22 protein-coding genes, 1 tRNA gene and 1 riboswitch are annotated in these 23,669 nt (G+C 55.4%); of the genes, 13 read left to right on the top strand and 10 right to left on the bottom strand.

The genetic code is table 11. The features are described from left to right. Positions 1 to 614: glutathionylspermidine synthase family protein (locus CKF42_RS10460; RefSeq protein WP_146239931.1), on the top strand; the 614-nt coding region annotated here is incomplete at its 5' end. A gap of 51 nt (positions 615 to 665) precedes the next feature. Here CKF42_RS10460 and ygiD read toward each other — a convergent pair. Continuing rightward, complete coding sequence (gene ygiD, locus CKF42_RS10455; protein WP_009087292.1) at positions 666 to 1,451, bottom strand: 4,5-DOPA dioxygenase extradiol; 786 nt, start codon at positions 1,449 to 1,451, stop codon at positions 666 to 668. 156 nt (positions 1,452 to 1,607) lie between these two features. Next, a complete protein-coding gene (gene ribB / locus CKF42_RS10450) occupies positions 1,608 to 2,264 on the bottom strand; it encodes a 3,4-dihydroxy-2-butanone-4-phosphate synthase (protein ID WP_009087293.1) in 657 nt (218 codons plus the stop codon). A 110-nt stretch (positions 2,265 to 2,374) separates the two neighbouring features. Further along, a riboswitch (FMN riboswitch) is annotated at positions 2,375 to 2,532 on the bottom strand. Positions 2,533 to 2,702: 170 nt separating this feature from the next. Between ribB and CKF42_RS10445 the strand changes: the two genes are divergently transcribed. Then, on the top strand, positions 2,703 to 3,098 hold the full coding sequence (locus CKF42_RS10445) for an accessory factor UbiK family protein (protein WP_111208136.1): 396 nt from the start codon (positions 2,703 to 2,705) through the stop codon (positions 3,096 to 3,098). A gap of 39 nt (positions 3,099 to 3,137) precedes the next feature. On the opposite strand, the gene hldE is transcribed toward CKF42_RS10445, so the two are convergent. From hldE to CKF42_RS10430, 3 genes are all read right to left on the bottom strand, one after another. Continuing rightward, positions 3,138 to 4,562 (bottom strand): bifunctional D-glycero-beta-D-manno-heptose-7-phosphate kinase/D-glycero-beta-D-manno-heptose 1-phosphate adenylyltransferase HldE, encoded by a 1,425-nt coding sequence (hldE, locus tag CKF42_RS10440; RefSeq protein ID WP_009087295.1) that lies wholly within the window; start codon positions 4,560 to 4,562, stop codon positions 3,138 to 3,140. A gap of 70 nt (positions 4,563 to 4,632) precedes the next feature. After that, entirely contained in the window at positions 4,633 to 7,485 is a 2,853-nt protein-coding gene (gene glnE, locus CKF42_RS10435) for a bifunctional [glutamate--ammonia ligase]-adenylyl-L-tyrosine phosphorylase/[glutamate--ammonia-ligase] adenylyltransferase (protein WP_111208135.1), read from the bottom strand. Between the two features lie 33 nt (positions 7,486 to 7,518). Next, positions 7,519 to 8,829, bottom strand: a complete 1,311-nt coding sequence (locus tag CKF42_RS10430) for an inorganic triphosphatase (protein WP_111208134.1) — start codon at positions 8,827 to 8,829, stop codon at positions 7,519 to 7,521. 270 nt (positions 8,830 to 9,099) lie between these two features. Here CKF42_RS10430 and CKF42_RS10425 point away from each other — a divergent pair, with 270 nt between their 5' ends. Both CKF42_RS10425 and CKF42_RS10420 read left to right on the top strand, forming a co-directional pair. After that, a complete protein-coding gene (locus CKF42_RS10425) occupies positions 9,100 to 9,720 on the top strand; it encodes a TIGR04211 family SH3 domain-containing protein (RefSeq protein ID WP_009087298.1) in 621 nt (206 codons plus the stop codon). A gap of 158 nt (positions 9,721 to 9,878) precedes the next feature. Continuing rightward, positions 9,879 to 11,111, top strand: a complete 1,233-nt coding sequence (locus CKF42_RS10420; protein ID WP_111208141.1) for a multifunctional CCA addition/repair protein — start codon at positions 9,879 to 9,881, stop codon at positions 11,109 to 11,111. Positions 11,112 to 11,126: 15 nt separating this feature from the next. Here CKF42_RS10420 and bacA read toward each other — a convergent pair whose 3' ends face one another. Then, positions 11,127 to 11,945 carry an undecaprenyl-diphosphate phosphatase gene (bacA, locus tag CKF42_RS10415; RefSeq protein WP_009087300.1) on the bottom strand — a complete coding sequence of 273 codons (819 nt, stop codon included), beginning with the start codon at positions 11,943 to 11,945 and terminating at the stop codon, positions 11,127 to 11,129. Between the two features lie 191 nt (positions 11,946 to 12,136). Continuing rightward, the gene (gene folB, locus CKF42_RS10410; protein WP_111208133.1) at positions 12,137 to 12,496 is read right to left on the bottom strand and encodes a bifunctional dihydroneopterin aldolase/7,8-dihydroneopterin epimerase; all 360 of its coding nucleotides are present in this window, start codon (positions 12,494 to 12,496) and stop codon (positions 12,137 to 12,139) included. A gap of 108 nt (positions 12,497 to 12,604) precedes the next feature. Between folB and plsY the strand changes: the two genes are divergently transcribed. Then, a complete protein-coding gene (gene plsY, locus CKF42_RS10405) occupies positions 12,605 to 13,210 on the top strand; it encodes a glycerol-3-phosphate 1-O-acyltransferase PlsY (protein ID WP_111208132.1) in 606 nt (201 codons plus the stop codon). Between the two features lie 29 nt (positions 13,211 to 13,239). On the opposite strand, the gene tsaD is transcribed toward plsY, so the two are convergent. Then, on the bottom strand, positions 13,240 to 14,253 hold the full coding sequence (gene tsaD, locus CKF42_RS10400; RefSeq protein ID WP_046102564.1) for a tRNA (adenosine(37)-N6)-threonylcarbamoyltransferase complex transferase subunit TsaD: 1,014 nt from the start codon (positions 14,251 to 14,253) through the stop codon (positions 13,240 to 13,242). A gap of 277 nt (positions 14,254 to 14,530) precedes the next feature. Between tsaD and rpsU the strand changes: the two genes are divergently transcribed. From rpsU to rpoD, 3 genes are all read left to right on the top strand, one after another. Further along, positions 14,531 to 14,746 carry a 30S ribosomal protein S21 gene (gene rpsU / locus CKF42_RS10395; RefSeq protein WP_001144069.1) on the top strand — a complete coding sequence of 72 codons (216 nt, stop codon included), beginning with the start codon at positions 14,531 to 14,533 and terminating at the stop codon, positions 14,744 to 14,746. Between the two features lie 118 nt (positions 14,747 to 14,864). After that, on the top strand, positions 14,865 to 16,610 hold the full coding sequence (gene dnaG / locus CKF42_RS10390; RefSeq protein WP_009087304.1) for a DNA primase: 1,746 nt from the start codon (positions 14,865 to 14,867) through the stop codon (positions 16,608 to 16,610). A gap of 231 nt (positions 16,611 to 16,841) precedes the next feature. After that, positions 16,842 to 18,683, top strand: a complete 1,842-nt coding sequence (gene rpoD / locus CKF42_RS10385) for an RNA polymerase sigma factor RpoD (protein WP_009087305.1) — start codon at positions 16,842 to 16,844, stop codon at positions 18,681 to 18,683. A 41-nt stretch (positions 18,684 to 18,724) separates the two neighbouring features. On the opposite strand, the gene mug is transcribed toward rpoD, so the two are convergent. Beyond that, positions 18,725 to 19,255, bottom strand: coding sequence for a G/U mismatch-specific DNA glycosylase (gene mug / locus CKF42_RS10380; protein WP_111208131.1), 531 nt, complete (start codon positions 19,253 to 19,255; stop codon positions 18,725 to 18,727). A gap of 374 nt (positions 19,256 to 19,629) precedes the next feature. On the opposite strand from mug, the gene CKF42_RS10375 reads away from it, so the two are divergent. Then, positions 19,630 to 19,705 (top strand) — tRNA-Ile (locus tag CKF42_RS10375). Between the two features lie 218 nt (positions 19,706 to 19,923). Here the strand turns inward: CKF42_RS10375 and CKF42_RS10370 are convergent. Further along, complete coding sequence (locus CKF42_RS10370; RefSeq protein ID WP_146239930.1) at positions 19,924 to 20,343, bottom strand: hypothetical protein; 420 nt, start codon at positions 20,341 to 20,343, stop codon at positions 19,924 to 19,926. Between the two features lie 99 nt (positions 20,344 to 20,442). Between CKF42_RS10370 and CKF42_RS21510 the strand changes: the two genes are divergently transcribed. The 4 genes from CKF42_RS21510 (at position 20,443) to CKF42_RS10350 (ending at position 23,613) form a co-directional block, all read left to right on the top strand. Then, complete coding sequence (locus tag CKF42_RS21510; RefSeq protein ID WP_167429436.1) at positions 20,443 to 20,742, top strand: hypothetical protein; 300 nt, start codon at positions 20,443 to 20,445, stop codon at positions 20,740 to 20,742. Continuing rightward, entirely contained in the window at positions 20,736 to 21,047 is a 312-nt protein-coding gene (locus tag CKF42_RS21505) for a sigma 54-interacting transcriptional regulator (RefSeq protein WP_369974599.1), read from the top strand. The genes CKF42_RS21510 and CKF42_RS21505 overlap by 7 nt, the downstream gene beginning before the upstream one ends. An 816-nt stretch (positions 21,048 to 21,863) precedes the next feature. Then, positions 21,864 to 22,178, top strand: coding sequence for a hypothetical protein (locus tag CKF42_RS10360; protein ID WP_111208129.1), 315 nt, complete (start codon positions 21,864 to 21,866; stop codon positions 22,176 to 22,178). Between the two features lie 745 nt (positions 22,179 to 22,923). After that, positions 22,924 to 23,613, top strand: coding sequence for a DUF1120 domain-containing protein (locus tag CKF42_RS10350; RefSeq protein WP_111208127.1), 690 nt, complete (start codon positions 22,924 to 22,926; stop codon positions 23,611 to 23,613). The last annotated feature ends 56 nt before the right edge of the window (positions 23,614 to 23,669 follow it).

The following is a 23,669-nucleotide window of genomic DNA, read 5'->3' as shown; positions in this document are numbered from 1 at the left end:
AAGAAGATCGCGGCACGGTGCAGTATCTTCAGGACTGCGCGACCGAAGCGGGTCTGCCGGTTGAATTTCTCTACATTGATGAAATTGGCCTGGGAGAAAAAGGCGAGTTTACCGATGCCCAGGATCAGGTGATCAGCAACCTGTTTAAGCTCTATCCGTGGGAATTTATGCTGCGTGAGATGTTCTCCACCAAGCTGGCTGATGCTGGCGTGCGCTGGCTCGAACCGGCCTGGAAAAGCATTCTGTCGAACAAAGCCCTGCTGCCGATGCTCTGGGAGATGTTCCCGAATCACCCTAATCTGCTGCCCGCCTGGTTCGCGGAAGATGATGTCCCGCCGATGGAAAAGTATGTGGTTAAGCCGCTGTTTTCCCGCGAGGGCGCGAACATCCGCATCATCGAGAAGGGTCAGGAGATCGCCCGCGTCGACGGGCCTTACGGTGAAGAGGGAATGATCGTCCAGCAGTTTCATCCGCTGCCTAAGTTTGGTGACAGCTACACGCTGATCGGCAGCTGGCTGATTGACGATCAACCCGCCGGTATCGGCCTGCGTGAAGATCGCGAGCTGATCACTCAGGATCTTTCGCGTTTCTATCCGCACGCGTTTATCGGTTAACGCAGCGCGACAAGAACAGGCCAGCCTCTGGCCTGTTTTCTCTCAGCAGCCCTAACCTGCCTGAACCGACAACATGCTGATGGCACCCATCTCCATCCCCTCAACCGGAAGGGTGATGGCGTCATCCGGCTGACGCGCACCGAGCACATAGAGCAGCGGCAGATAGTGCTCAGGCGTCGGGTTAGCCAGGGCCGCATCAGGATGCGTCATAAAGTTCACCAGCGGATGGGAAGCGGCATCGCTCTGCACCTCAAGGTTATCGCGGACAAACTGCTCAAAGCGGCTGGCCCAGGGATAGACCTCGTCACCGCCTCCCCAGCGCACCTTACGCAGGTTATGCACCACGTTACCACTGGCGACGATCATCACGCCCTGATCGCGCAGTGCGGCCAGTTTCTGCCCCATCTCAAAGTGAAATGCAGCAGGTTTTGTGCCGTCGATGCTGAGCTGCACCACCGGAATATCGGCCTGCGGGTACATCTTAATCAGCACGCCCCAGGAACCGTGATCGAACCCCCATTCATGATCCAGCGTTACCGCCACCGGTGCCAGTTGCTCCACCAGCTGCTGCGCCAGCTCAGGCGAGCCCGGTGCAGGATAGCGGGTGTCAAACAGCGCCTGCGGAAAGCCGCCAAAATCATGAATGGTTCTGGGGGAAGCCATCGCTGTTACCGCCGTACCGCGCGTATACCAGTGCGCAGAGACCGCCACAATCGCCCGCGGGCGTGGCAGAGTCTCACCTGCATGGCGCCAGGCGGCCGTATAACGGTTCTCTTCAAGGGCATTCATTGGGTTGCCGTGGCCCAAAAACAGCGCCGGCATGCGTAACTGGCTCATTCGTGATCCCCCGGGATCGGTTAGGTGATAGCCACTACGATACGCGCATTCCCGACGTTAGCACGCTGATAAGCGTGATGATGATCATCAGAAAATTTGAATAACTCAGAAAGGAAAACAGGTCACGATGCGTGACCTGTTTTTGACGGTCACCGACTAGCTGGCGTGACGCGTCTCGTGTTCACGACGCCAGGCAATCAGATCTTCAATGGTCACCACCGGCATGTTGTGCTGACGCGCGAACGCAATCGCCTCAGGCGCATGCGCCATAGTGCCGTCGTCGTTGGTCAGTTCACACAGTACGCCTGCGGGCTTAAAGCCGGCCAGCGTCACTAAATCGATGGTCGCTTCGGTATGACCGCCACGGCTTAAGACGCCACCTTCACGCGCACGCAGCGGGAAGACATGGCCAGGGCGATGCAGATCGGTGGGTTTAGCGTCATCAGCAATCGCCGCACGGATCGTGGTAATACGATCCTGAGCAGAAACGCCGGTGGTGACACCCTCTGCAGCCTCGATGGTCACCGTGAAGCCGGTGCCAAACGAGCTGGTGTTGTTCTCCACCATCATTGGCAGGTCGAGCTGCTGACGACGTTCTTCGGTCAGGCAGAGGCACACGATGCCGCTGCCGTGACGAATCGTCAGGGCCATCTGTTCAACGGTCATGGTTTCTGCGGCGAAGATCATATCGCCTTCGTTTTCACGATTTTCATCGTCGAGCACCATCACACCGCGTCCCTCACGCAGGGCGGCGATAGCACGTTCTACACGCTGTTGAGGCGTGCCAAATTCAGAAAGTAGCGTCTGATTCATGGTAATAAAAACCTTAAAATGTATGGGTTACCAGAATCAGGGCATGCTTAGGAGTGACGTCAAAAAGACGTGGCAATAACGTGATGCAGACACAATTGTCCGACAGGTGTCGTTACCCTCTCCCATCCGGACTGTAACCGTCGGCCCCGGAATTGCACCGGATCTGCTGTCCTTTACCCCGCTTTTCAGTGGAATAAAGCGCTCGCGGGCTTTCAGCCGAGGCTGATTTACCGCCGGTGGGGAATTGCGCCCCGCCCTGAGAATAAGCAAATCAACTATAACGCCGATCGTTTGTAGCGGCAATCATCAATAGCGCAATTGCTTTTGCATTTTCTGCGTTACCGATTTGAGGTTTATCCTTTTCATTTCTGGCATTACACTTAACACTTATTACGTTGGTAAACACGCTGACACAGCTCCCGTAACCAGGAAATCATCATGATCGACACGAAAAAAATTGAACAACTTGCCCGCCAGGTTCACGACGCGATGCCTAAAGGCGTTCGCGAGTTTGGCGATGATGTCGAAAAGAAAATTCGTCAGGTTCTCCAGGCGCAGCTGACCCGGATGGATCTGGTTAACCGTGAAGAGTTTGATGTGCAGACGCAGGTGTTACTGCGTACGCGTGAGAAAATGGCGGCACTGGAGCAGCGTCTGGCCCAGCTGGAAAGTCAGGGTTCATCAGCAGGTACGCCGCCGACCGCGACCGCACCAGTTGCCCCTGTTGCGCCGGTTACCCCGCCGTCATCTGTAGCGACTTCCCCTGCAGCAGCACCGGTATCAACACCGGCTGCCGATGTCGTGAAACCTGCTGCGGATAACAAACCAGAATAAGCCGTTAAGCGGGAGCACGGCTCCCGCTTAATACCGCTGTCAGCTGCTGCGGATGGTTTTGATGATGTTGGTGGTCGAGATACCGTCTTCGAAGTTCAGCACCTGTACGTCGCCGCCATTTGCCCACACCTCTTTGCTGCCCGCGATATCTTCCGGCTTGTAATCGCCGCCTTTGACCAGCAGGTCAGGCAGAATGCTGGCGATCAGCCGCTGCGGTGTGTCCTCTTCAAACAGCACCACCCAGTCGACCGCTTCCAGCGCACCGAGAACAATCATGCGATTTTCCTGCGGATTGACCGGACGGCTCTCCCCTTTCAGACGTTTGGTTGACGCATCGCTGTTAACCGCGACAATCAGCCGATCGCCGAGTTTGCGGGCGTTCGCCAGATAAGAGACATGACCGGCATGCAGAATGTCGAACACCCCGTTGGTCATCACCACTTTTTCACCGCGGCGGCGCGCCATCTCAACGGCGGCTTTTAACTGCGCTTCCGTCATGATGCCGAACCCCTGCTCCGGTCGGGCATGAATGGCGTTTTCCAGCTCAACGGTACTGACCGTCGAGGTTCCCAGTTTGCCGACCACGACACCGGCCGCTGCATTAGCGAGGAAACAGGCTTCTTCCAGTGAATCGCCTGCCGCCAGTGCCGCCGCCAGTACGCCAATGACCGTATCGCCGGCACCGGTCACGTCATAGACCTCCTGCGCCTGAGTCGGCAGATGCAGCGGCGCTTTGCCTGGCTGCAGCAGCGTCATGCCATTCTCGGAGCGGGTCACCAGCAGCGCAGAGAGATCGAAATCAGCAATCAGCTGCATGCCGCGCGAGACAATCTCCTCTTCGCTTTTGCATTTGCCGACCACGGCTTCAAATTCTGAAAGGTTTGGCGTCAGCAGCGTCGCGCCACGGTAGCGGGCAAAATCGGTGCCTTTCGGGTCGATGAGAACCGGCACACCGGCGTCACGCGCCAGAGTAATCATGGTCTGCACGCTTTCCAGCGCGCCTTTGGCGTAATCGGATAGCACCAGCGCACCGGCAGCCACCAGGGATTCGCGCATCTTCTGATGAATCGGCTCCGGATCGACCTGATCAAAGCCCTCTTCAAAGTCGAGGCGGATCAGCTGCTGATTGCGGGAAAGCACGCGCAGTTTGGTGATGGTCGGATGGCTTTTAACCGCCACGAAGTCACAGTGTACGTTGACATCTTTCAGCGTGCTGCTTAACACGCGCGCCGCATCATCTTCGCCGGTCAGGCCAATCAGGCGTGACGCGGCACCGAGTGCTGCAATGTTCATCGCCACGTTTGCTGCGCCGCCAGGACGCTCTTCAACCGTGTCCACTTTCACCACCGGCACCGGTGCCTCAGGGGAGATACGGCTGGTTGGGCCATACCAGTAGCGGTCCAACATTACATCGCCGACGACCAGCACTGAGGCTTGACCGAACGCGGGCAGAGTCACTTTCATTCCAGACACTCCAGACTGCATTAAAAATAGTGCGCGGATGATAGCACAGTTGCGATTTGTGCTATCAGCATCACGCCAGGATAGACGCAGGCGTTACCAGCCAGCGCTGCCAGCTGCTCAGCACTGTCTGCTGCTCCGCGCCATAGGCCTCTGGCTCCACGTGGCCAGGCAGCTCCTGCAGCGCGCGATGGTGCAGGGCGTCGCGCAGGGTAACGTAAGCCTGCGTCAGCGCCTCCGCTTCATCGGCGGCCATTTTGTGGTACGTCGCCATCAGCTCAAAAATGCGCACATTATCTGACCAGCGGGTGAGTTCAGGCTGCTCAGCGGCGTAGCGTAAGACAAGATATTGCGCGATGAATTCAATATCGGTGATGCCGCCCGCGTCCGTTTTAATATCCCAGCGACCTTTGTGCTTGTTGCTGAGGTGAGTGCGCATCTTTTCACGCATCTCACGCACTTCGGTCTGCAGGGCTTCCGCGCTGCGCGACTGCGAGAGGATCGCCCGGCGAATGGCATTGAACCGTTCCCCCAGCGCCGCCTCGCCAAATACCACGCGTGCCCGGACCAGTGCCTGATGCTCCCAGGTCCAGGCTTCGTTGCGCTGATAGTCGTCAAAGGCGTCAAAGGTACTGACCAGCATGCCCGCCGCACCGGAAGGACGCAGCCGCGCATCCACTTCATAGAGAATGCCGGAGGCGGTGCGGGTACTGAACAGATGCATGATGCGCTGAGCAAGACGCAGATAGAACTGACGGCCATCGATGCTGCGCTCGCCGTCAGTCACCGCGTCTGCCGGGCAGTCATGCAGGAAGACCAGATCGAGGTCAGAACTGTAACCCAGCTCCCAGCCCCCCAGCTTGCCGTAGCCCAGCACGGCAAAGCCGCGCTCATGTTCGCTGGTCAGGTGCGAGGGGCGGCCATAGCGCTGCACCATCATCGTCCACGCCTGCCGCACCACGGAGTCGATAATCGCCTCCGCCAGCCAGGTCAGGTGATCGCTCACTTTCATCACCGGCAGCGTGCCCGCGATGTCGGCGGCGGCAATACGCAGATGCTGAGCCTGTTTAAACTGCCGCACCGCTTCCAGCTGCTGCTCTTCATCCTCAGTGGGAATACGCAGCAGATACTGTCGCAGTTCGTCACGATAGGCGTCGGTGGCGGTGGGCTGATAGAGCGTGGCGGGATCGAGCAGCTCATCCAGCAGCAAGGGGTGACGTGCCAGCTGGCTGGCCACCATCGGTGAGGCGGCACACAGCCGGATCAGATGACGCAGCGCGCCATGATATTCGGTGAGCAGCTCCAGATAGGTGCTGCGGGTCAGCACGCCAAGCAGCAGCGGCGTCACACGGCTGAGCGTGACCGCCGCGTCTTCGCGCAGGCAGACTTCGCTCAGCAGCCGCGGCATCAGCTGATCCAGCGCCTGACGGCCACGCGGGCCGATGGTGCGCCGGCTGATGTCCTGACGAAAAGCTTCCAGCGTCTGATGCAGTGACAGCCGCTGATCGTCGCTGAGCTGCGGCACCAGCGGAGCCAGCTCGCTGTCCTCCAGCTGGTCCTGCCACAGAACCTGAAACTCCGCCAGCTCACGCTGGTCGTCGATGTCTGGGGTGTCCTCACCAATCAGCTCGTTAAAGATAGTGCGCACGGCCGCCATCTGACTGTCGAGCTGCGTCATCAGCGTCGCCCAGTCGGCACAATCCATTGCCCATGCCAGCCGGGCGCGATGCAGCGCATCCTCCGGCAGGGTCTGTGTCTGCTCATCGCCCAGGCTCTGCAGCAGATTCTCAAGCCGCCGCAGAAACAGGTAGGCCTCGCGCAGCGCATCGACCTGTTCAGCAGGGAGCAGAGCCAGCGTTTTAATCGCCTCCAGCGTTGGCAGCAGCGCACGCAGCTGAAGTGAGCGCTCACGTCCGCCCCGAATCAGCTGAAACACCTGCACGATAAATTCGGTTTCGCGAATGCCGCCCGCGCCCAGCTTGATGTTGTTTTTCAGTCCGCGTCGCCGCACTTCGCGGCTGATCATCCCTTTCATGTTACGCAGCGACTGGATCACGCTGAAGTCGATATAGCGCCGGTAAACAAAGGGCCGCAGCATCTGCTGCAGCTCAAGGCTCCAGCGATCCTGGTCATCACCCATCAGCCGCGCCTTGACCATGGCATAGCGCTCCCAGTCGCGCCCCTGCTCCTGGTAGTAATCTTCGAGCGCGGCAAAGCTCATCACCAGCGGGCCGCTGTCGCCAAAGGGGCGCAGCCGCATATCCACCCGATAAACAAAGCCATCCATGGTGGGCTGATTGAGCACTTTGATCAGCCGCTGCCCCATGCGGGTAAAGAACTGCGCGTTGTCGAGTTCACGCCGTCCGCCACGCGTGGTGCCGTTTTCTGGCCAGGCAAAAATCAGGTCAATATCAGAGGAGAAATTGAGTTCGCCGCCGCCCAGCTTGCCCATTCCCAGGATCAGCAGCGGCTGTGCCTCACCATCGGCATTGCAGGGTGTGCCGAAATCATGACAGCAGGCCTGCCAGACCCAGTCACGCGCCCGGCTGATCAGCACTTCCGCTAACACGCTGAGCTGCTGCAGGCTCTGTACGGTCGTGGCCTGTTGCAGCGCCTGCATCCAGGCAACCCGCACCAGCATACGACGACGAAACAGCCGCAGTTCCCGCATCAGGCTCGCTTCACTGTCAACCGTGCTCAGCGCCTGGTTCAGCCATGCGGCATAGTGTTGCCACTCATCAGGCTGCGGCGGCTGGTCGCGCATCGCCTGCCACCAGTCGGGATGTTGTTGCAGGTTTTCCAGCACGAAATCACTGAAAGCCAGCCCGGCAGCCTCCTCCGGGCTGAGCGAGGCCAGCGGCACCCCAAGCTGGCGGGCGGCCTCTTCGGCCTGATCGCGTAACAATGCGGGAAGTGCTGACAACATAACGCCCTCCTTGATGGCGTGACCTGAAAGCGGTTAGCGGCCTGTGCCGCTGGTGAGCCAGAATGGCGACTGTTTCATTGCCTGCGAGGCCAGCCAGGCTAAGCCCGACTCCTGCTTTTCATGAATGGCTGACAGCAGCTGCTGCCAGGGTTCCAGCCAGCTGGCGACGGTTTCAGGCGCGTAGGATCCGGCCAGCAGGTGAACCGTCAGCAGCTGACGCGCCAGACGGGTCGCCTTGTCCTGATATTCGTTCGGCTGTTTCACCGTGCTGAAGGTCTCTCTCAGATCGGCATTCACGCGGCTCAGCATGATGTCGCTGAAGCGTTTAAAGGAGCCCTGTAGCTTGGTTTCCCCTTTGGCGTCGATCCACTGACGCCACTGAGATTCCGCCAGCCAGTGCGTCAGAGCCAGCTGGGTCTCAACGGAGAGTAAAGAGAGACAGAAGGCAGCAGCGGCCTGCTCTTCATTCACCAGCGTCTCTTCCAGCGTGGTCAGTTGCTGACGCAGCGCGCTGCTGGCTTTGCGTGGCACCAGCGCACCAAACAGGCTGAACGCCTGGCGCAGCAGATCCAGCGCTTCGCGCACCGCATCCTGTGCTGCCGCGTTGCCCCGCAGCCAGACCTCTTCATGATACTGCCAGTGGCTGAGGCCCGCCGACATGGCGGCGACCATCCCCTGCTCCACGGTGGCTTTCGCCCCCGCTTTGAGCAGCGGGAACGGTTTGATCAGGCGCGGCGGATTTCCCTGCGCCAGCTGATAACCCCGGGCGGCTTTACTCAGGCTGCCCATCCGCAGCCCCCCCTGCGCCACCAGCTGCTGTGCAAAGGTCAGCAGATCCTGACGTTCGCCACGCTTCAGCTCAAGCTCGACCTCGCACAGCGGTTCGCTGAACTCACCGGCCGACACCTCGCCCTGGTCAAACGCCACTTCAATTTCGCTGTTTCCAGCGGTAATCAGCCAGATCTCGCGCTGGAAATGGGTGGTAAAAAGCGGCTGTAAGCGCGACTGGAGCGCCGCGACATCGGTGCCCTGCGGCCAGATCGTGGCGGGCAGGCGCGCAATATCGAGCACCGGTTCGCTGAGTTCAACGTTGTATTCCGGGCGCTGATGCAGTCCGCCCAGCGTCTGCCCCGCGGCCTTCAGGGTCATCTCATACTGTTTATCGATGCCACGAATGCGTAAGCCCATGTCCCAGCGTCGCAGCTGGTTGTCATCGGTCTCAAAGTAGATGTTGGTCAGTTCACGGGCCGCCTGATGCTGATGCGGCAAAGTGGAGAAGTACTCAGCCAGTTTCCCGGCTGCTTGTGGAGTTGCAATGAACTTTAGTTCGATTTCGATGGTCATAATTTTTTATTCACTACGCCGCTGGCACTTAAGAGGGTTTTTCCTGCATATTTCAGGCGATTATCAGCAGGCTGGTTACGCTGTCGCCTGAGGGCAAGGGGTTATGAGGCGAAGATTAATGCACAGAAGCGGCGCTGTCTCTGCTTTCTTTGCGCTTTGCAGACCTTTTCGCACTCCCATGAGACCAGGATAGTTCTCATTCAGATTTATGCGGGGCCTCTCCAGACTGTGCCGGTAAATTTTTAGTCAGATTAAGCCAAACGAAATCGAATGAAAAAAATCACACTCGCTGGAATCACTTTGCTGGCCCTCAGCACCCTTGCACCTGCCCACGCCGACGAAAAACGCTATGTCTCTGATGAACTCTCGACCTGGGTGCGCAGCGGCCCCGGCGACCAGTTCCGCCTGCTCGGTAAGCTGAACGCCGGGGAAGAGGTGCAGCTGTTACAGACCAACAATGATACTCATTATGGCCAGATCCGCGATTCGGAAGGCCGTACCACCTGGATCCCCCTGTCGCAGCTCAGCGCAAATCCGAGCCTGCGCACCCGGGTGCCGCAGCTTGAGCAGCAGGTCAAAGATCTGACCGCCAAGCTGGATAACATCGACAACAGCTGGAACCAGCGCACCGCCGAGATGCAGAACAAAGTCGCCAGCAGCGACGGTGTCATCAACGGGCTGAAAGACGAAAATCAGAAGCTGAAAAATGAGCTGATCGTCGCGCAGAAGAAAGTCAGCGCCGCCAACGTTCAGCTGGATGACAAGCAGCGTACCATCATCATGCAGTGGTTTATGTATGGCGGCGGCGTGCTGGGCGTCGGCCTGCTGCTGGGTCTGTTACTGCCGCACATGCTGCCGCGCCGCAAGAAAAGCGATCGCTGGATGAACTGACCGCATTCTGCCGGTTTTAAAGGGGGGATCAGACGATCCCCCCTTTGGCATGTCTGCAATCCGGGCAATCTGTGCAACAATAAAACCAGATGCACCGCTGATTTCAGGCGCGGGATGCGCCCGGCGTGCCGATCATTTCTTTTTCTCTGGAGTTTTACGTGAAGACGTTTCTTGTTGGCGGTGCGGTGCGTGATGCGCTGTTGAATCTGCCGGTTACAGACAAAGACTGGGTGGTGACCGGTGCCACGCCTGAAGCCATGCTGGAGCAGGGCTATCAGCAGGTCGGTCGCGATTTTCCCGTTTTCCTGCATCCTGTCAGCCGCGAAGAGTATGCGCTGGCACGAACCGAGCGGAAAAACGGGAAAGGCTATACCGGATTTGTGACCTGGTCTGCTCCCGACGTGACGCTGGAGCAGGACTTACAGCGGCGCGATTTGACGATTAACGCTATTGCGCAGGATGAGCATGGCGAGCTGGTCGATCCCTACAACGGCCAGCGTGATATCGCTCAGCGCCTGCTGCGCCATGTTTCTGCGGCTTTCAGTGAAGACCCGCTGCGGGTTTTGCGGGTCGCGCGCTTTGCGGCGCGTTTTGCTCACCTCAACTTTCGTATCGCCCCTGAAACCCGGCAGCTGATGCAGCAGATGGCGGAGAGCGGAGAGCTGGCAAATCTTACGGCTGAGCGGGTGTGGAAGGAGACGGAAAAAGCGCTCAGCACCCGTAATCCGCAGGTCTATTTTCAGGTACTGCGCGACTGCGGTGCGCTGAAGGTGCTTTTCCCCGAACTGGACAATCTGTTTGGCATCCCGGCCCCTGCGAAGTGGCACCCGGAGATCGACACCGGCATTCACACGCTGATGACGCTGGCGATGGCTGCCGCGCTCTCCGGAGAGATCGAGGTGCGCTTCGCCACGCTGTTCCATGACGTCGGTAAGGCACTGACGCCGCCTGAGCGGTGGCCCAGCCATCATGGTCATGGTCTGGCGGGTGTGCCGCTGGTTGAGGCGCTGTGTCAGCGGCTGCGGGTGCCCAACGCGATTCGCGATCTGGCCCTGATCGTGACCGAATTTCACGACGTAGTGCACACCATTGAGCGGCAATCCGCGGCGTCGCTGGTGGCGCTGTTCGACCGGATTGATGCGTGGCGCAAGCCGCAGCGCGTCGAACAGATGGCGCTGACCAGTGAAGCGGACGCACGCGGGCGTGCCGGGCTGGAGAGTATGGCCTATCCGCAGGGTGACTATCTGCGCCGTGCTTTTGCGCTGGCACAGGCGGTTCCCACTAAAGCCGTGATCGAGGCGGGATTTAAAGGTGCGGAAGTGCGGGAGGAGTTAACGCGACGACGGGTTGACGCCGTCGCGCAGGGTCTGGCGATCGGGCAGACTGACTAGCAGTCTGCCTGCGGTTTACATGAAGACCATGTAGACCGCTGCCGCGACGATAAAGCGGTAGATGGCGAACGAGACAAAAGAGATGCGTTTGATCAGCTCAAGGAAGGCTTTAATCGCAATCAGCGCCACGATAAATGCCGTCACAAAGCCCACCGCGAACATCGGGAAATCGGCCATCGTCAGGAAGCCGATGCTCTTGTACATATCCAGCACGGTCGCGCCCATCATCATTGGCACGGCCAGGATGAAGGAGAACTCCGACGCGGCATAACGGCTCACGCCCATCAGCATCCCGCCAGAGATAGTGGCTCCGGAACGGGAGAAGCCAGGCCACAGCGCCAGGCACTGGAAGCAGCCAATCATAAACGCCTGACGATAGGTAATATCATCGACGCCCACGGCTTTCGGCTGTTTTGGCTTCAGGAACTCGGCGGCCAGCAGCAGCACACCCCCGACCACCAGCGCGTACATCACGTTGATCGGATTAAACAGCGTTTTAATCTGATCGTGCAGCACCAGACCCACAACGACTGCCGGCACCATGCCCAGCAGAATATGGATCAGCGACAGACGACCGCTGCCGACACCCTCATGTTTCACTTCGCCAAAGTGGATGCCGATCAGCCCGAACAGACGGCGCCAGAACATCACCACTACGGCCAGAATCGATCCTAACTGGATCACAACTTCAAAGGTCTCGGCTTTTTCACCCTCAAAGCCCAGCAGGTGACCCACTATAATCATGTGCCCTGTGGAAGAGACCGGTAAAAATTCGGTCAGCCCTTCCACAACGCCCAGGATTGCAGCTACCCAAAGCTGATGAATATCTGCCATCAAATGTTCCCTCTATCCGTTTCAAAACCATTAAAAAGGCGGTAGCGCGCTGCTATCGCCTGAAATCATGCCGCTGTTAGCCTGAAGTAAACCTTAAGGTCTAAACCGATTCGCCTGCTGTCACGCATCGGTACAGGCTATGACAGACAGTAATTTGGTTTGGTTTCATTGTGATGGCAATCACATCGTATTTATTTAGGAATAGTCCCGCGATCGATTCGCACGCCAACCTGCGCCGCCTGGGCCACCGCGCCCGGTTTGCTGACCTTTATGCGTACGCCAGGCGAATTGAAACGGTTCATCAACAGATCCGCAATTTCTTCAGCAACCCGTTCCACCAGGGCGAAACGGCTGCCGGTCAGGTGCGTCAGAATGGCCGAGGAGACATCGGCATAGCTGAGGCAGTCCTTCACATCGTCGCTGCTGGCCGCCAGCCGGTTATCCCAGGCCATTTCGACATCGAGCACCAGCTTCTGCTGTATGCCCTGTTCCCAGTCGTAAACGCCAATGGTGGTGAACACCGTGAGTTGTTCTATAAATACGATATCCATGATAAGACTCTCTGTTTTTGGTTAAGCCGGATACCACTTCCGGCGGATTATGCGTATTATCCACGGTTGAAGAGATCAAAACGACCCTGAAGGGAACGGTACGGTGTTATGAGTGCTTTCGCGCTTGGTATGATTATTTTCGCGTATCTTTGCGGTTCGATTTCCAGTGCCATTCTGGTCTGTAAACTCGCTGGCCTGCCCGATCCCCGCACACACGGCTCCGGCAATCCGGGGGCGACCAACGTGCTGCGCCTGGGCGGTAAAGCCGCAGCCGCCACCGTATTAGTGTTTGATGTGCTGAAAGGGATGGTGCCGGTCTGGCTGGCCTGGCTGATGCACGTTCCCCCGCTGTATCTTGGCCTCACCGCGATTGCCGCCTGCCTGGGTCATATCTATCCGGTGTTCTTTCGCTTTCGCGGCGGAAAAGGGGTGGCGACGGCATTCGGTGCCATCGCGCCCATTGGCTGGGACCTGACCGGCCTGGTCACCGGCACCTGGCTGTTAACGGTTCTGCTCAGCGGCTACTCATCACTGGGCGCTATCGTCAGCGCGCTGATCGCGCCGTTTTACGTCTGGTGGTTCAAACCGCAGTTTACCTTCCCGGTTTCCATGCTCTCCTGTCTGATCCTGCTGCGTCATCACGATAATATTCAGCGGCTGTGGCGGGGACAGGAAGGCAAGATCTGGAAGCGCAAAAAGAAATCTCAGCCATAAAAAAAGCCGGCAAGCCGGCTTTTTTCACATCAGATGGCGGGCAGTTCCGCCAGCGGCCAGCGCGGCCGCACGCTGACGCCTAACCCCCCGCGCGTTCCTCCTTTCAGTCGCACCATGCCCGCATACGCGATCATCGCACCATTGTCGGTGCAGAACTCAGGACGGGCGTAGAAGACTTCGCCGCCGCGCTTTTGCATCATGACCGCCATCTGCTCGCGCAGCGTCCGGTTGGCGCTGACGCCGCCCGCAATCACCAGACGCTTAAAGCCGGTCTCATCCAGTGCGCGCTTACATTTGATCGCCAGCGTGTCCACCACCGCATCCTCGAAGGCGCGGGCGATGTCGGCTCGGGTCTGATCGTCATCCGCATTAGCGCGAATGGTGTTCGCGGCAAAGGTCTTCAGCCCGGAGAAGCTGAAATCCAGCCCCGGACGATCGGTCATCGGACGCGGGAAGGTGAACCGCCCCGCCGTGCCCTGCTGCGCCATTTTGGAGAGCATCGGCCCACCCGGGTAGTCGAGACCTAGCAGCTTCGCCGTTTTATCAAAGGCTTCACCTGCCGCATCATCAATCGACTCACCCAGCAGGAGATATTCCCCGATGCCGGTGACGCTGATCAGCTGAGTATGTCCGCCCGACACCAGCAGCGCGACAAACGGAAATGCCGGTGGATTCTCTTCCAGCATCGGAGCCAGCAGATGACCTTCCATATGGTGGACCGGCACCGCCGGCACTTTCCAGGCAAACGCCAGTGCGCGACCAATCGTCGCCCCGACCAGCAGCGCACCGACCAGTCCTGGCCCGGCGGTGTAGGCCACCGCGTCGATCTGCTGTGGTGCCAGACCGGCTTCCTTCAGCGCCGCCTGAATCAGCGGCACGGTTTTACGCACGTGATCGCGTGAGGCCAGTTCCGGCACCACACCGCCATAATCTGCGTGCACTTTAACCTGGCTGTAGAGCTGGTTAGCCAGTAATCCGGCCTCGTCATCATAGATTGCGATGCCGGTTTCATCGCACGACGTTTCAATACCCAGAATTCGCATTGCATCACCTCATTCTTGCGGCGCGCAGTTTATCACAGCAATGGGAGATGCAGCGCGGCCATCCCGCGTAAAAAGTCATTTTCTGTCGGCTAAAGAGTGCGCTATACTCCCGCCCCTGGAAAAACCGGCAGCCGCACAGGCAAACGCTCCTGTTGGTTTCAAATTGTCCATGGTGCTTTACAAACCAACCTGGGTTGGAGTAAAATGCTGCACCATTTTGAAATGTGCTGGCGCCGCAGTCAGCAGCAAAACCGAATTTTATCGAGGTGAGAGTTACATGCCGGTAATTAAAGTACGTGAAAACGAGCCATTTGACGTAGCACTGCGTCGCTTCAAACGTTCTTGCGAGAAAGCAGGCGTTCTGGCTGAAGTTCGTCGTCGTGAGTTCTATGAAAAACCGACTACCGAACGTAAGCGCGCTAAAGCGTCAGCAGTTAAGCGTCACGCCAAGAAACTGGCTCGCGAAAACGCACGCCGCACTCGTCTGTACTAAGTCGTTCCGGAGGTTCGCCTCCACCGCGTGATTCACGCAGACAGAGTCAAGTAAAAGGCCGTGCTTTCCGAAAGGAAGCGCGGCTTGTTGCCGTTTATGAGCTGAAAAACCGGGGCGTATGGCTGGACGAATTCCACGCGTATTTATCAACGATTTACTTGCCCGCACGGATATCGTGGATCTTATCGATGCCCGCGTTAAGCTGAAAAAGCAGGGTAAGAATTTCCACGCGTGCTGTCCTTTCCACAATGAAAAAACCCCCTCTTTCACCGTAAACGGCGAAAAACAGTTTTATCACTGTTTCGGCTGTGGCGCACACGGCAATGCCATCGACTTTTTAATGAACTTTGATCGTCTGGAGTTTGTTGAGAGTATCGAAGAGTTAGCCACCGCCCACGGTTTAGACGTGCCTTATGAAGCAGGCAGCGGGCCCAGCCAGATGGAACGCCATCAGCGCCAGAGCCTGTATCAGCTGATGGAGAGCCTGAACGGTTTTTATCAGCAGAGCCTGCAGCAGTCCAGCGCGCAGCCAGCCCGCGACTATCTCGATCGTCGCGGTCTGAGCGCCGAAATCATCGATCACTTTGCGATAGGGTATGCCCCCGCCGGCTGGGACAACGTTCTCAAGCGTTTTGGCAAGCAATCCGAAGACCGCGAGTCACTGATGGAAGCGGGCATGCTGGTCAGCAATGACAAAGGCCGTACCTATGACCGGTTTCGCGACCGCGTCATGTTTCCGATTCGCGATAAGCGTGGCCGCGTCATCGGTTTTGGCGGACGTGTCCTGAGTAACGAAACGCCGAAATACCTGAACTCGCCGGAAACACCGATTTTCCATAAAGGCCGCCAGCTCTATGGCCTGTATGAAGCAGTAAAAAATCATCCTGAACCCGCCCGCCTGTTAGTGGTCGAGGGATACATGGACGTGGTTGCGCTGGCGCAGTATGGCATCGATTATGCCGTTGCGTCGCTGGGCACCTCCACCACGGCTGAACACATTCAGTTGCTGTTCCGCAGTACCGACACCGTGATCTGCTGTTACGACGGCGACCGGGCCGGACGTGAAGCAGCATGGCGTGCGCTTGAGACCGCATTGCCTTACATGAATGATGGTCGTCAGCTACGCTTTATGTTTTTACCCGATGGCGAAGATCCGGATACGCTGGTCCGCAAAGAGGGTAAAGCCGCTTTCGAGGCGAGGATGGAGCAGGCAATGCCGCTCTCTTCGTTTCTGTTTGATAGCCTGCTGCCGCAGGTGGATCTGAGCTCACGCGACGGTAAAGCGCGCCTGAGCACGCTGGCTTTACCGCTGATTACGCAGATCCCTGGTGAGACCTTACGTATTTATATGCGTCAGGAGCTGGGGAATAAACTGGGTATTCTCGATGACAATCAGCTTGAAAAGCTGATGCCAAAGCTGGCCACAAGCGGAACGGCGCCGGTTGCCCCGCCGCTTAAGCGTACCACCATGCGCGTGCTGATTGCGTTACTGATACAGAACCCGCAGCTGGCGTCGATGGTGCCTTCGCTTGACGGGCTGTCTGAGTCAAAAATGCCGGGTTTACCGCTGTTTATTGAATTAGTCGGTCGCTGTAATGAGAATCCTGGATTGACCACCGGACAGCTACTAGAGTTATATCGCGGAACAAATTTTAGTCAGACGCTTGAAACGCTGGCGATCTGGAACCACATGATAGTAGATGAAGAAGCCGAAGCGGTGTTTCAGGACTCGCTGGCCAGCGTCTACGACTCAGCTCTGGAAGAGCGTCTGGAGTTTCTGATAGCGCGTGAACGCACCCAGGGACTGAGCGCCGACGAGCGCCGTGAGCTCTGGACACTCAGTCAGGCGTTTGCCCGAAAATAATTTAGCACGCTGCCCGTTCTGATGGAGGGCGGCGTGGCTGTTTTAAGGCCGTGGGCGTTAAGCCAGGCCTGTACTACCAACGATTTATACACGCGGCTTAAGTGCCGATTACTGATGGGCAAAGCCCACGCCGCGACGAAGGCAGCGGCAAGAATTAAAGGCCTTCACTGCTATTGTTGGCTCGCTGCCGACCGACACCAATCTAATTAACAGAAGTGTGGATACCGTCTTATGGAGCAAAACCCGCAGTCACAGCTCAAGCTTCTTGTCACCCGTGGTAAGGAGCAAGGCTATCTGACCTATGCTGAGGTCAATGACCATCTGCCGGAAGATATCGTCGACTCCGATCAGATCGAAGACATCATCCAGATGATTAACGACATGGGTATTCAGGTGGTTGAAGAAGCCCCTGATGCCGACGATCTGATGCTGAACGAAAACAGCTCCGATACTGACGAAGATGCCGCGGAAGCTGCCGCTCAGGTGTTATCCAGCGTTGAATCTGAAATCGGGCGTACGACTGACCCGGTTCGCATGTACATGCGTGAAATGGGTACCGTTGAACTGCTGACGCGCGAAGGCGAAATCGACATCGCGAAGCGTATCGAAGACGGTATCAACCAGGTTCAGTGTTCCGTTGCCGAATACCCTGAAGCGATTACTTACCTGCTGGATCAGTACGACAAAGTTGAAGCAGGTGAATCACGCCTTTCCGATCTGATTACCGGTTTCGTCGATCCTAACGCAGAAGAAGATCTGGCCCCAACGGCTACGCACGTGGGCTCTGAGCTGTCTGAAGCCGATCGTAACGACGACGAAGATGAAGACGAAGACGAGGACGACAACTCCGAGGACGATAACTCCATCGATCCGGAACTGGCGCGCGAGAAGTTCTCCGATCTGCGCAAGCAGTACGAAACCACCCGCAGCGTGATCAAAAGCAAAGGCCGCAGCCATGCCGCCGCCGTTGCTGAAATCCAGAACCTCTCTGACGTCTTCAAACAGTTCCGCCTGGTACCGAAGCAGTTCGATTACCTGGTAGGCAGCATGCGCACCATGATGGAACGTGTCCGTACTCAGGAACGTCTGATCATGAAGCTCTGTATCGAGCTGTGCAAAATGCCGAAGAAAAACTTCATCACGCTGTTCACCGGCAACGAAACCAATGAAAGCTGGTTCAAAGCGGCGCTGGCGATGAACAAGCCGTGGTCTGAAAAGCTGCTGGAAGTGCAGGATGACGTTATGCGTTCCCTGCAGAAGCTGGCGCAGGTCGAAGAAGAGACCGGCCTGACCATTGAGCAGGTTAAAGATATCAACCGTCGCATGTCGATCGGTGAAGCCAAAGCGCGTCGCGCCAAGAAAGAGATGGTGGAAGCGAACCTGCGTCTGGTTATTTCGATTGCCAAGAAATACACCAACCGCGGTCTGCAGTTCCTCGACCTGATTCAGGAAGGTAACATCGGCCTGATGAAAGCGGTCGATAAGTTTGAATATCGCCGTGGTTACAAGTTCTCGACCTATGCGACCTGGTGGATCCGTCAGGCGATTACCCGCTCTATCGCGGACCAGGCACGTACCATCCGTATTCCGGTGCATATGATTGAGACCATCAACAAGCTCAACCGTATTTCGCGCCAGATGCTGCAGGAGATGGGTCGCGAGCCGACGCCGGAAGAGCTGGCTGAACGCATGCTGATGCCAGAAGATAAAATTCGCAAAGTGCTGAAAATCGCTAAAGAGCCGATCTCGATGGAGACGCCGATTGGTGATGATGAAGATTCACATCTGGGCGATTTTATCGAAGACACCACGCTGGAGCTGCCGCTGGATTCTGCTACCTCAGAGAGCCTGCGTTCTGCCACCCATGACGTGCTGGCTGGCCTGACCGCGCGTGAAGCGAAAGTGCTGCGCATGCGTTTCGGTATCGATATGAACACCGACCATACGCTGGAAGAAGTGGGCAAACAGTTTGACGTTACGCGTGAGCGTATTCGTCAGATTGAAGCGAAAGCCCTGCGTAAACTGCGCCATCCGAGCCGCTCGGAAGTGCTGCGTAGCTTCCTCGACGATTAAGTCCAACAAAAACCCCGGTTCGCCGGGGTTTTTGTTGCCTGCTATTTATCCGCCCTGCTCTCCCCCGGATGCAGCTCCCGGTAAAGCTGACGATAGGCTTCGACCATCTCCTCCAGTGAGGCGCGATTAAGGCCGCTGGGATTTGGCAGCACCCACACCTGGGTTTTCCCCATAAAGACGGGCTGCTTACCCCATTCCACTTTGCGCTGCTGAAAGGCATGACGAAACGCATCCTTACCCAGGATGGCGAGCGCGGCGGGCTGGTAATTCAGCACCTTTTCCATCAGGCGTCTGCCGCCCTCACGTAGTTCATCCGTGGCAAGCTGGCTCGCCTGCACCGTGGGTCGCTCAACCAGCATGGTGATACCGCAGCCGGTTTCGGTTAAGCGCTGCTCCTCTTCCGGTTTCAGCTGCTCACGGGTGAATCCGGCCTGATGGATGACTTTCCAGAACCGGTTACCGGGATGCGCAAAGTGAAAGCCCTGATGGGCAGTTGACTGGCCGGGGTTAATGCCGCAGAACAGCACATCAAGCCCCGGAGTGATAATGTCGCGGATAGCGTGTTCACTCATGCCTTTCCCGCCCTGCTGTCGCTACGCTGTGGCGTAAGCGCTCTGCTGCTCTGCTTCTCCATAGAACGTCCTGTGCTCTCTGCCACGTAATCTCTGGCTAAGATAGTAGTGATTACGCTCAGTACATTCCAGCCTTCAGGACTCAACGCGTTACGCTATCGACGTGACAGAGGCAGCACACGACTGCTGCAGCCTGATGTCCAGTTTCGCTAAAGGCATGGCGTCGCATTTTCCACGCTGTTTTAAAATTTCGCTAACGCCGTTCGCCAGTTTTGTTATAGAAATCAGCAGGTAAATCGCTGCTGTTTATTTCAGCAACCGATGGCGGAGTGCTGGATCGCCCTGAAGAGATACTTTATAATCCCCGCTCCGCTGGCCCCTTAGCTCAGTGGTTAGAGCAGGCGACTCATAATCGCTTGGTCGCTGGTTCAAGCCCAGCAGGGGCCACCAAATTTTAGTTTTAAAATCATGTAATTAAGCCACCTATATCCTGGTGGTTTTTTTGTTTCTGCAAATTAATGCCCCCCTTTTGTCCCCCCAAATTGTTTCTTTAACTTCACAATTGCATGCAAGAACGCCAAACTCAGTGAAACTTAAACACAGCTCTTCGAATCCGCATCCTGTAACCTCATCACTTCCTTGCTCGTTATCGAGCCTTGCTGAACTGTTCAATTTTTGTGCTTACTATATCCGAGGAGTGTAGCCTCATCCGGCCTTTTCAGAAGGGTGATATCTTCAGGAAGAAATTCACTTCCTCCTTCTGTTTTGTCAGTTAATACCAGGTTTTCCCCTTCTAACTTTACGTCAACAACTGCAAATAAATATTTTTTACGCATAATAATTTCATAGACATATCCAACGCCCGAATTTCTAAAGGTTTTTTTGTATCCTTCCAATAAGAAGTAATCAGTAATGTGTGATGTTGCTCGAATGAAATTCATGATAGCTGGAGTTGAAATTACCCCATCGAATTTACCGTCATAAATATTCAAATCCACTGCTGTTTGATCACTGTTTTCTAACCATTCATTTGCTGAAATTGAACCTTCATTGTCACTTTCAGTCCGTGATGGCCAAGAGCCACTCATTGATGGCGTAGATAAATACCACTACTCAACCAGATTATAATTTTCTTAACTAAATCTGAGTCTACTGTCGAAATTGTAAAATAGCCCCAACAATAGAAGATGATCAACGCGATAGGCATTGTGCTCTGTGATGCGGATAAAGAGAGTAAGCAGGCCAGTGTTTATGTGACCCATTATCTTCAGCCTCAGGTGGCTCAGCGTGAACAGTCGCGCATGCTGCTGGCCGGCTCTGCAGCTCAGCAGGTAATGACAAGTGGAGAGATGCTGCTGACACATTTTAGCCCGAACGAGGAGCCAGAAGATCATGAGCATTCGCTTTTTCACGTGACCTGGCGCGATCAGAGCAAAACCCTCACTATCCTGCCACTGGGTTTTACCCTAAAACGCTGGGGGTGCTGAAACTGGTTCAGTGCCAGTTCAACAGTTTTACTGCAGCCAATCTGCGGGTGTTGCAGCAGATTGCTGAGCGTATTGCGATTGCGATAGGTAATGCGCTCGCCTGTCAGCAGATTAAGAGCCTGAAAGAGAAGCTGCTGTATATTTTACTGGAGCAGGAGTTCGAGCGTGTCGGGGGAAACAGGCTGATCCCGGTGGATGTAAGATTGATCGCCGCCACCAATCGCGATCTTCGGCAGATGGTGGCAGACAGAACGTTCCGCGCGCCCTGGGGGCTGGCCTGCCAGATAATTTCAGCACATCTGTAATAATTCATCATGCATGACGCGCTGCTTTTTCTATTACACCAATGAATTCACAGAACATCAGATTAAATCTGACTGATAACGTAAAGCTCTTCTGTTTATAGTTTTTCCGGTGATATTCACTGGGGATCGGCAAGACGGCTGGTCCCATAATCTGTCTGCGCCCTGTTTAAAAAGGAGACCCAGGGCGTACTTATTATGCTCAATACTACGATTTACCCGCGGATGGTAGCGGTTATGAATTATTGACACAGAAAAAGGTAAATCAAACACTAAATAAAAACCCTGATATCAGACAGTTACTCTAATAAAGAGGGAACCATTTTAGCCAGCTGACGATAAATCGACTCACTCATAAATGTAAAAATAAAAAACAAATGATGCAAAATGAGGACAAATAAGTGATTCCAGCCATCAGAAAAAACTTTATTTATGTATAAAAAAATATATTGTTACACCCCGCAAAACAGCTTATTACAGAGAGAAGATTTTTCCGTTATTCATCGCCAGGCCAGCCCGATAAAACTCAGTGAGCCGGGGTGCAGTTTTAAAGATTATTTAATTTACCACGATTTTCAGTCAGGCAACGTTTCCCGGTTCAGGCATAGGCGGAAGGATTTCCGCAGGATGGTAAATGGTATTATTTAACAGACCCTCTTTTCGTCCATGTAGCATTAGTCGCTTAAGGTGTCGGCCTGGAGGTAAAGAACTCAGCGTAATGCAGTGGCGCGCTTTTAAAAGGCATCAGCTTCATAACGCGGGTATAACAGCAGTAAAAATGCTTTAACTAACCGAAAATACATTAAAAGGAATTGAAATATGCGTGATTTAACTCTGTGTGAAATTGAAACCGTAAGCGGTGGTGAATTTGTCTCTACCATTGAAGGGGCGCTTGAAGGGGCTATCTGGGGCCTTATCGAAGGTCTGGCAACGGGTGTCACGGTCGGTGGAAGTGCAAGCCGCAGTGCTGTATTCGGACCTATTGCTCAGCTCTGCGGTGCGGTCCTGGGCGGCGTCATTGGCCCGGTCGCATGCGTCATTATGGGTGCCTTGTGGGGAAAAGATGCTGTCGCCGCATACGCTGCTGACTTCCGCGTCAACTACGGTACCAGCGGTTCCCAGTTGCTGGTATAACAGCATAGCCCGTTATCACCGATCAAATAAATGCTGACGTTAATCCTTACCCCTCCCGGATAAACTCAGCCTTTAAGTTTTGCCGTAGCGAATGGCAGAAATTGACCGCTGAAATAACGGACTCCAAAAATCCCTGCCCTTATGCTGGCATTCGTTGTGATCGAATCTATCGAAAACAAGCGCGTTAAACGCCGCTGATAATGATGCTGATTTAAGGGCGGGGATGGCATGATGCCGATTAACGTTATCCCCGACGCCCCGATCGCTGACAGGCGCATTCACCACTCACCCAGAGCATACCCCACCTCTTGCGCATTAGCAGACAGGATTGCTTACGCTCCCCAAAACTGTCCGCGCTTAGACATCTTTTTTTTAAATAAATCTATTTCAGAGGAGGTTGTCATTACCATTTTCTCCCTGCCGTTAATTTTCAATTATAAATATAAGGTTAAGCAGAAAAAACTATAACCCATCAAACATGCTATAAACACTCACCTTCAAATGAAGACAATTTTACTTATTCGTTAACTAGGCCATTAATAAAAATTTATGTTAGCCTGACCTTCCTGAATTAAAATTCAAAATCAGGAGAAGGCGATTAACCAGCGTAATTAGCTTAAGGGATAAGGATATAATACGTCTCTTATCTTTTATCACTCTGCACGCTGATTAACCCGCACAGCAAAGAGAGCGTACGGTCTGTTCAGATCTGCTCATTTATAACAAATCTGATAAGAGAGATAATATGAGAAAATTATTATTAAGCACTGCAATTGTCGCCGCGATGACTACCGTCAGTTTTGCGGGTCACGCTACAGAATCTGCGACCCTTTCCATCACGGGTACAATCACTCCAGCCGCCTGTGGTGTGGCATTAAGCTCTGCAAGCATTGATCTTGGCACCATCGCCGCAGCGACGCTGCTTAAGGACAGCAATGTTAAACAGGGCAACACCGTTACTCTGAATGTGGATTGTGAAGCGCCTGTCGCAATCGCCGTTCAGACCACAGATAACCGTGCGGCAAGTGCCATGACGCTGGCGAACATGTCTGATGAGATGAAAACCTCCGTTTCAGGCTTATCAGATGCACACATATTCGGCTTAGGGACAGACAGCGCTCAGGGACATGTGGGGGCGATGGCACTGGCAATTACTGACGCAACCGCCGACGGTGCAGCGAATACCAATGTGCTGACCAGTAGCGATAAAGCGGCATGGTCTCTCACTCATGTGACGGCTACAGCACCCGCAACGCTGACTAAAAACGGCTATTTTACCCTGGCGGCGGATGCCAATAGCACCACCCCGGCAGCCATGACTAAAGCCTCCTATTCCATTGCGTCAAGAATGATTCTGAAGAAAGCGGATGCCTACCCGAGTGGGGAAGAAGTGCCTATTGACGGTAACGTCACTTTCTCTGTGGTTTATCTGTAATTTTTCATGATTGTCAGCGAAGGCCGTCCGGCCTTCGCGTTTTAAATACAGGGTAA

Source organism: Pantoea sp. ARC270, from assembly GCF_003236725.1.
Taxonomy (GTDB): Bacteria; Pseudomonadota; Gammaproteobacteria; order Enterobacterales; family Enterobacteriaceae; genus Pantoea; species Pantoea anthophila.
Note: the sequence above shows the minus strand (reverse complement) of the source record. Positions and strands in the feature narration are given on the sequence as shown.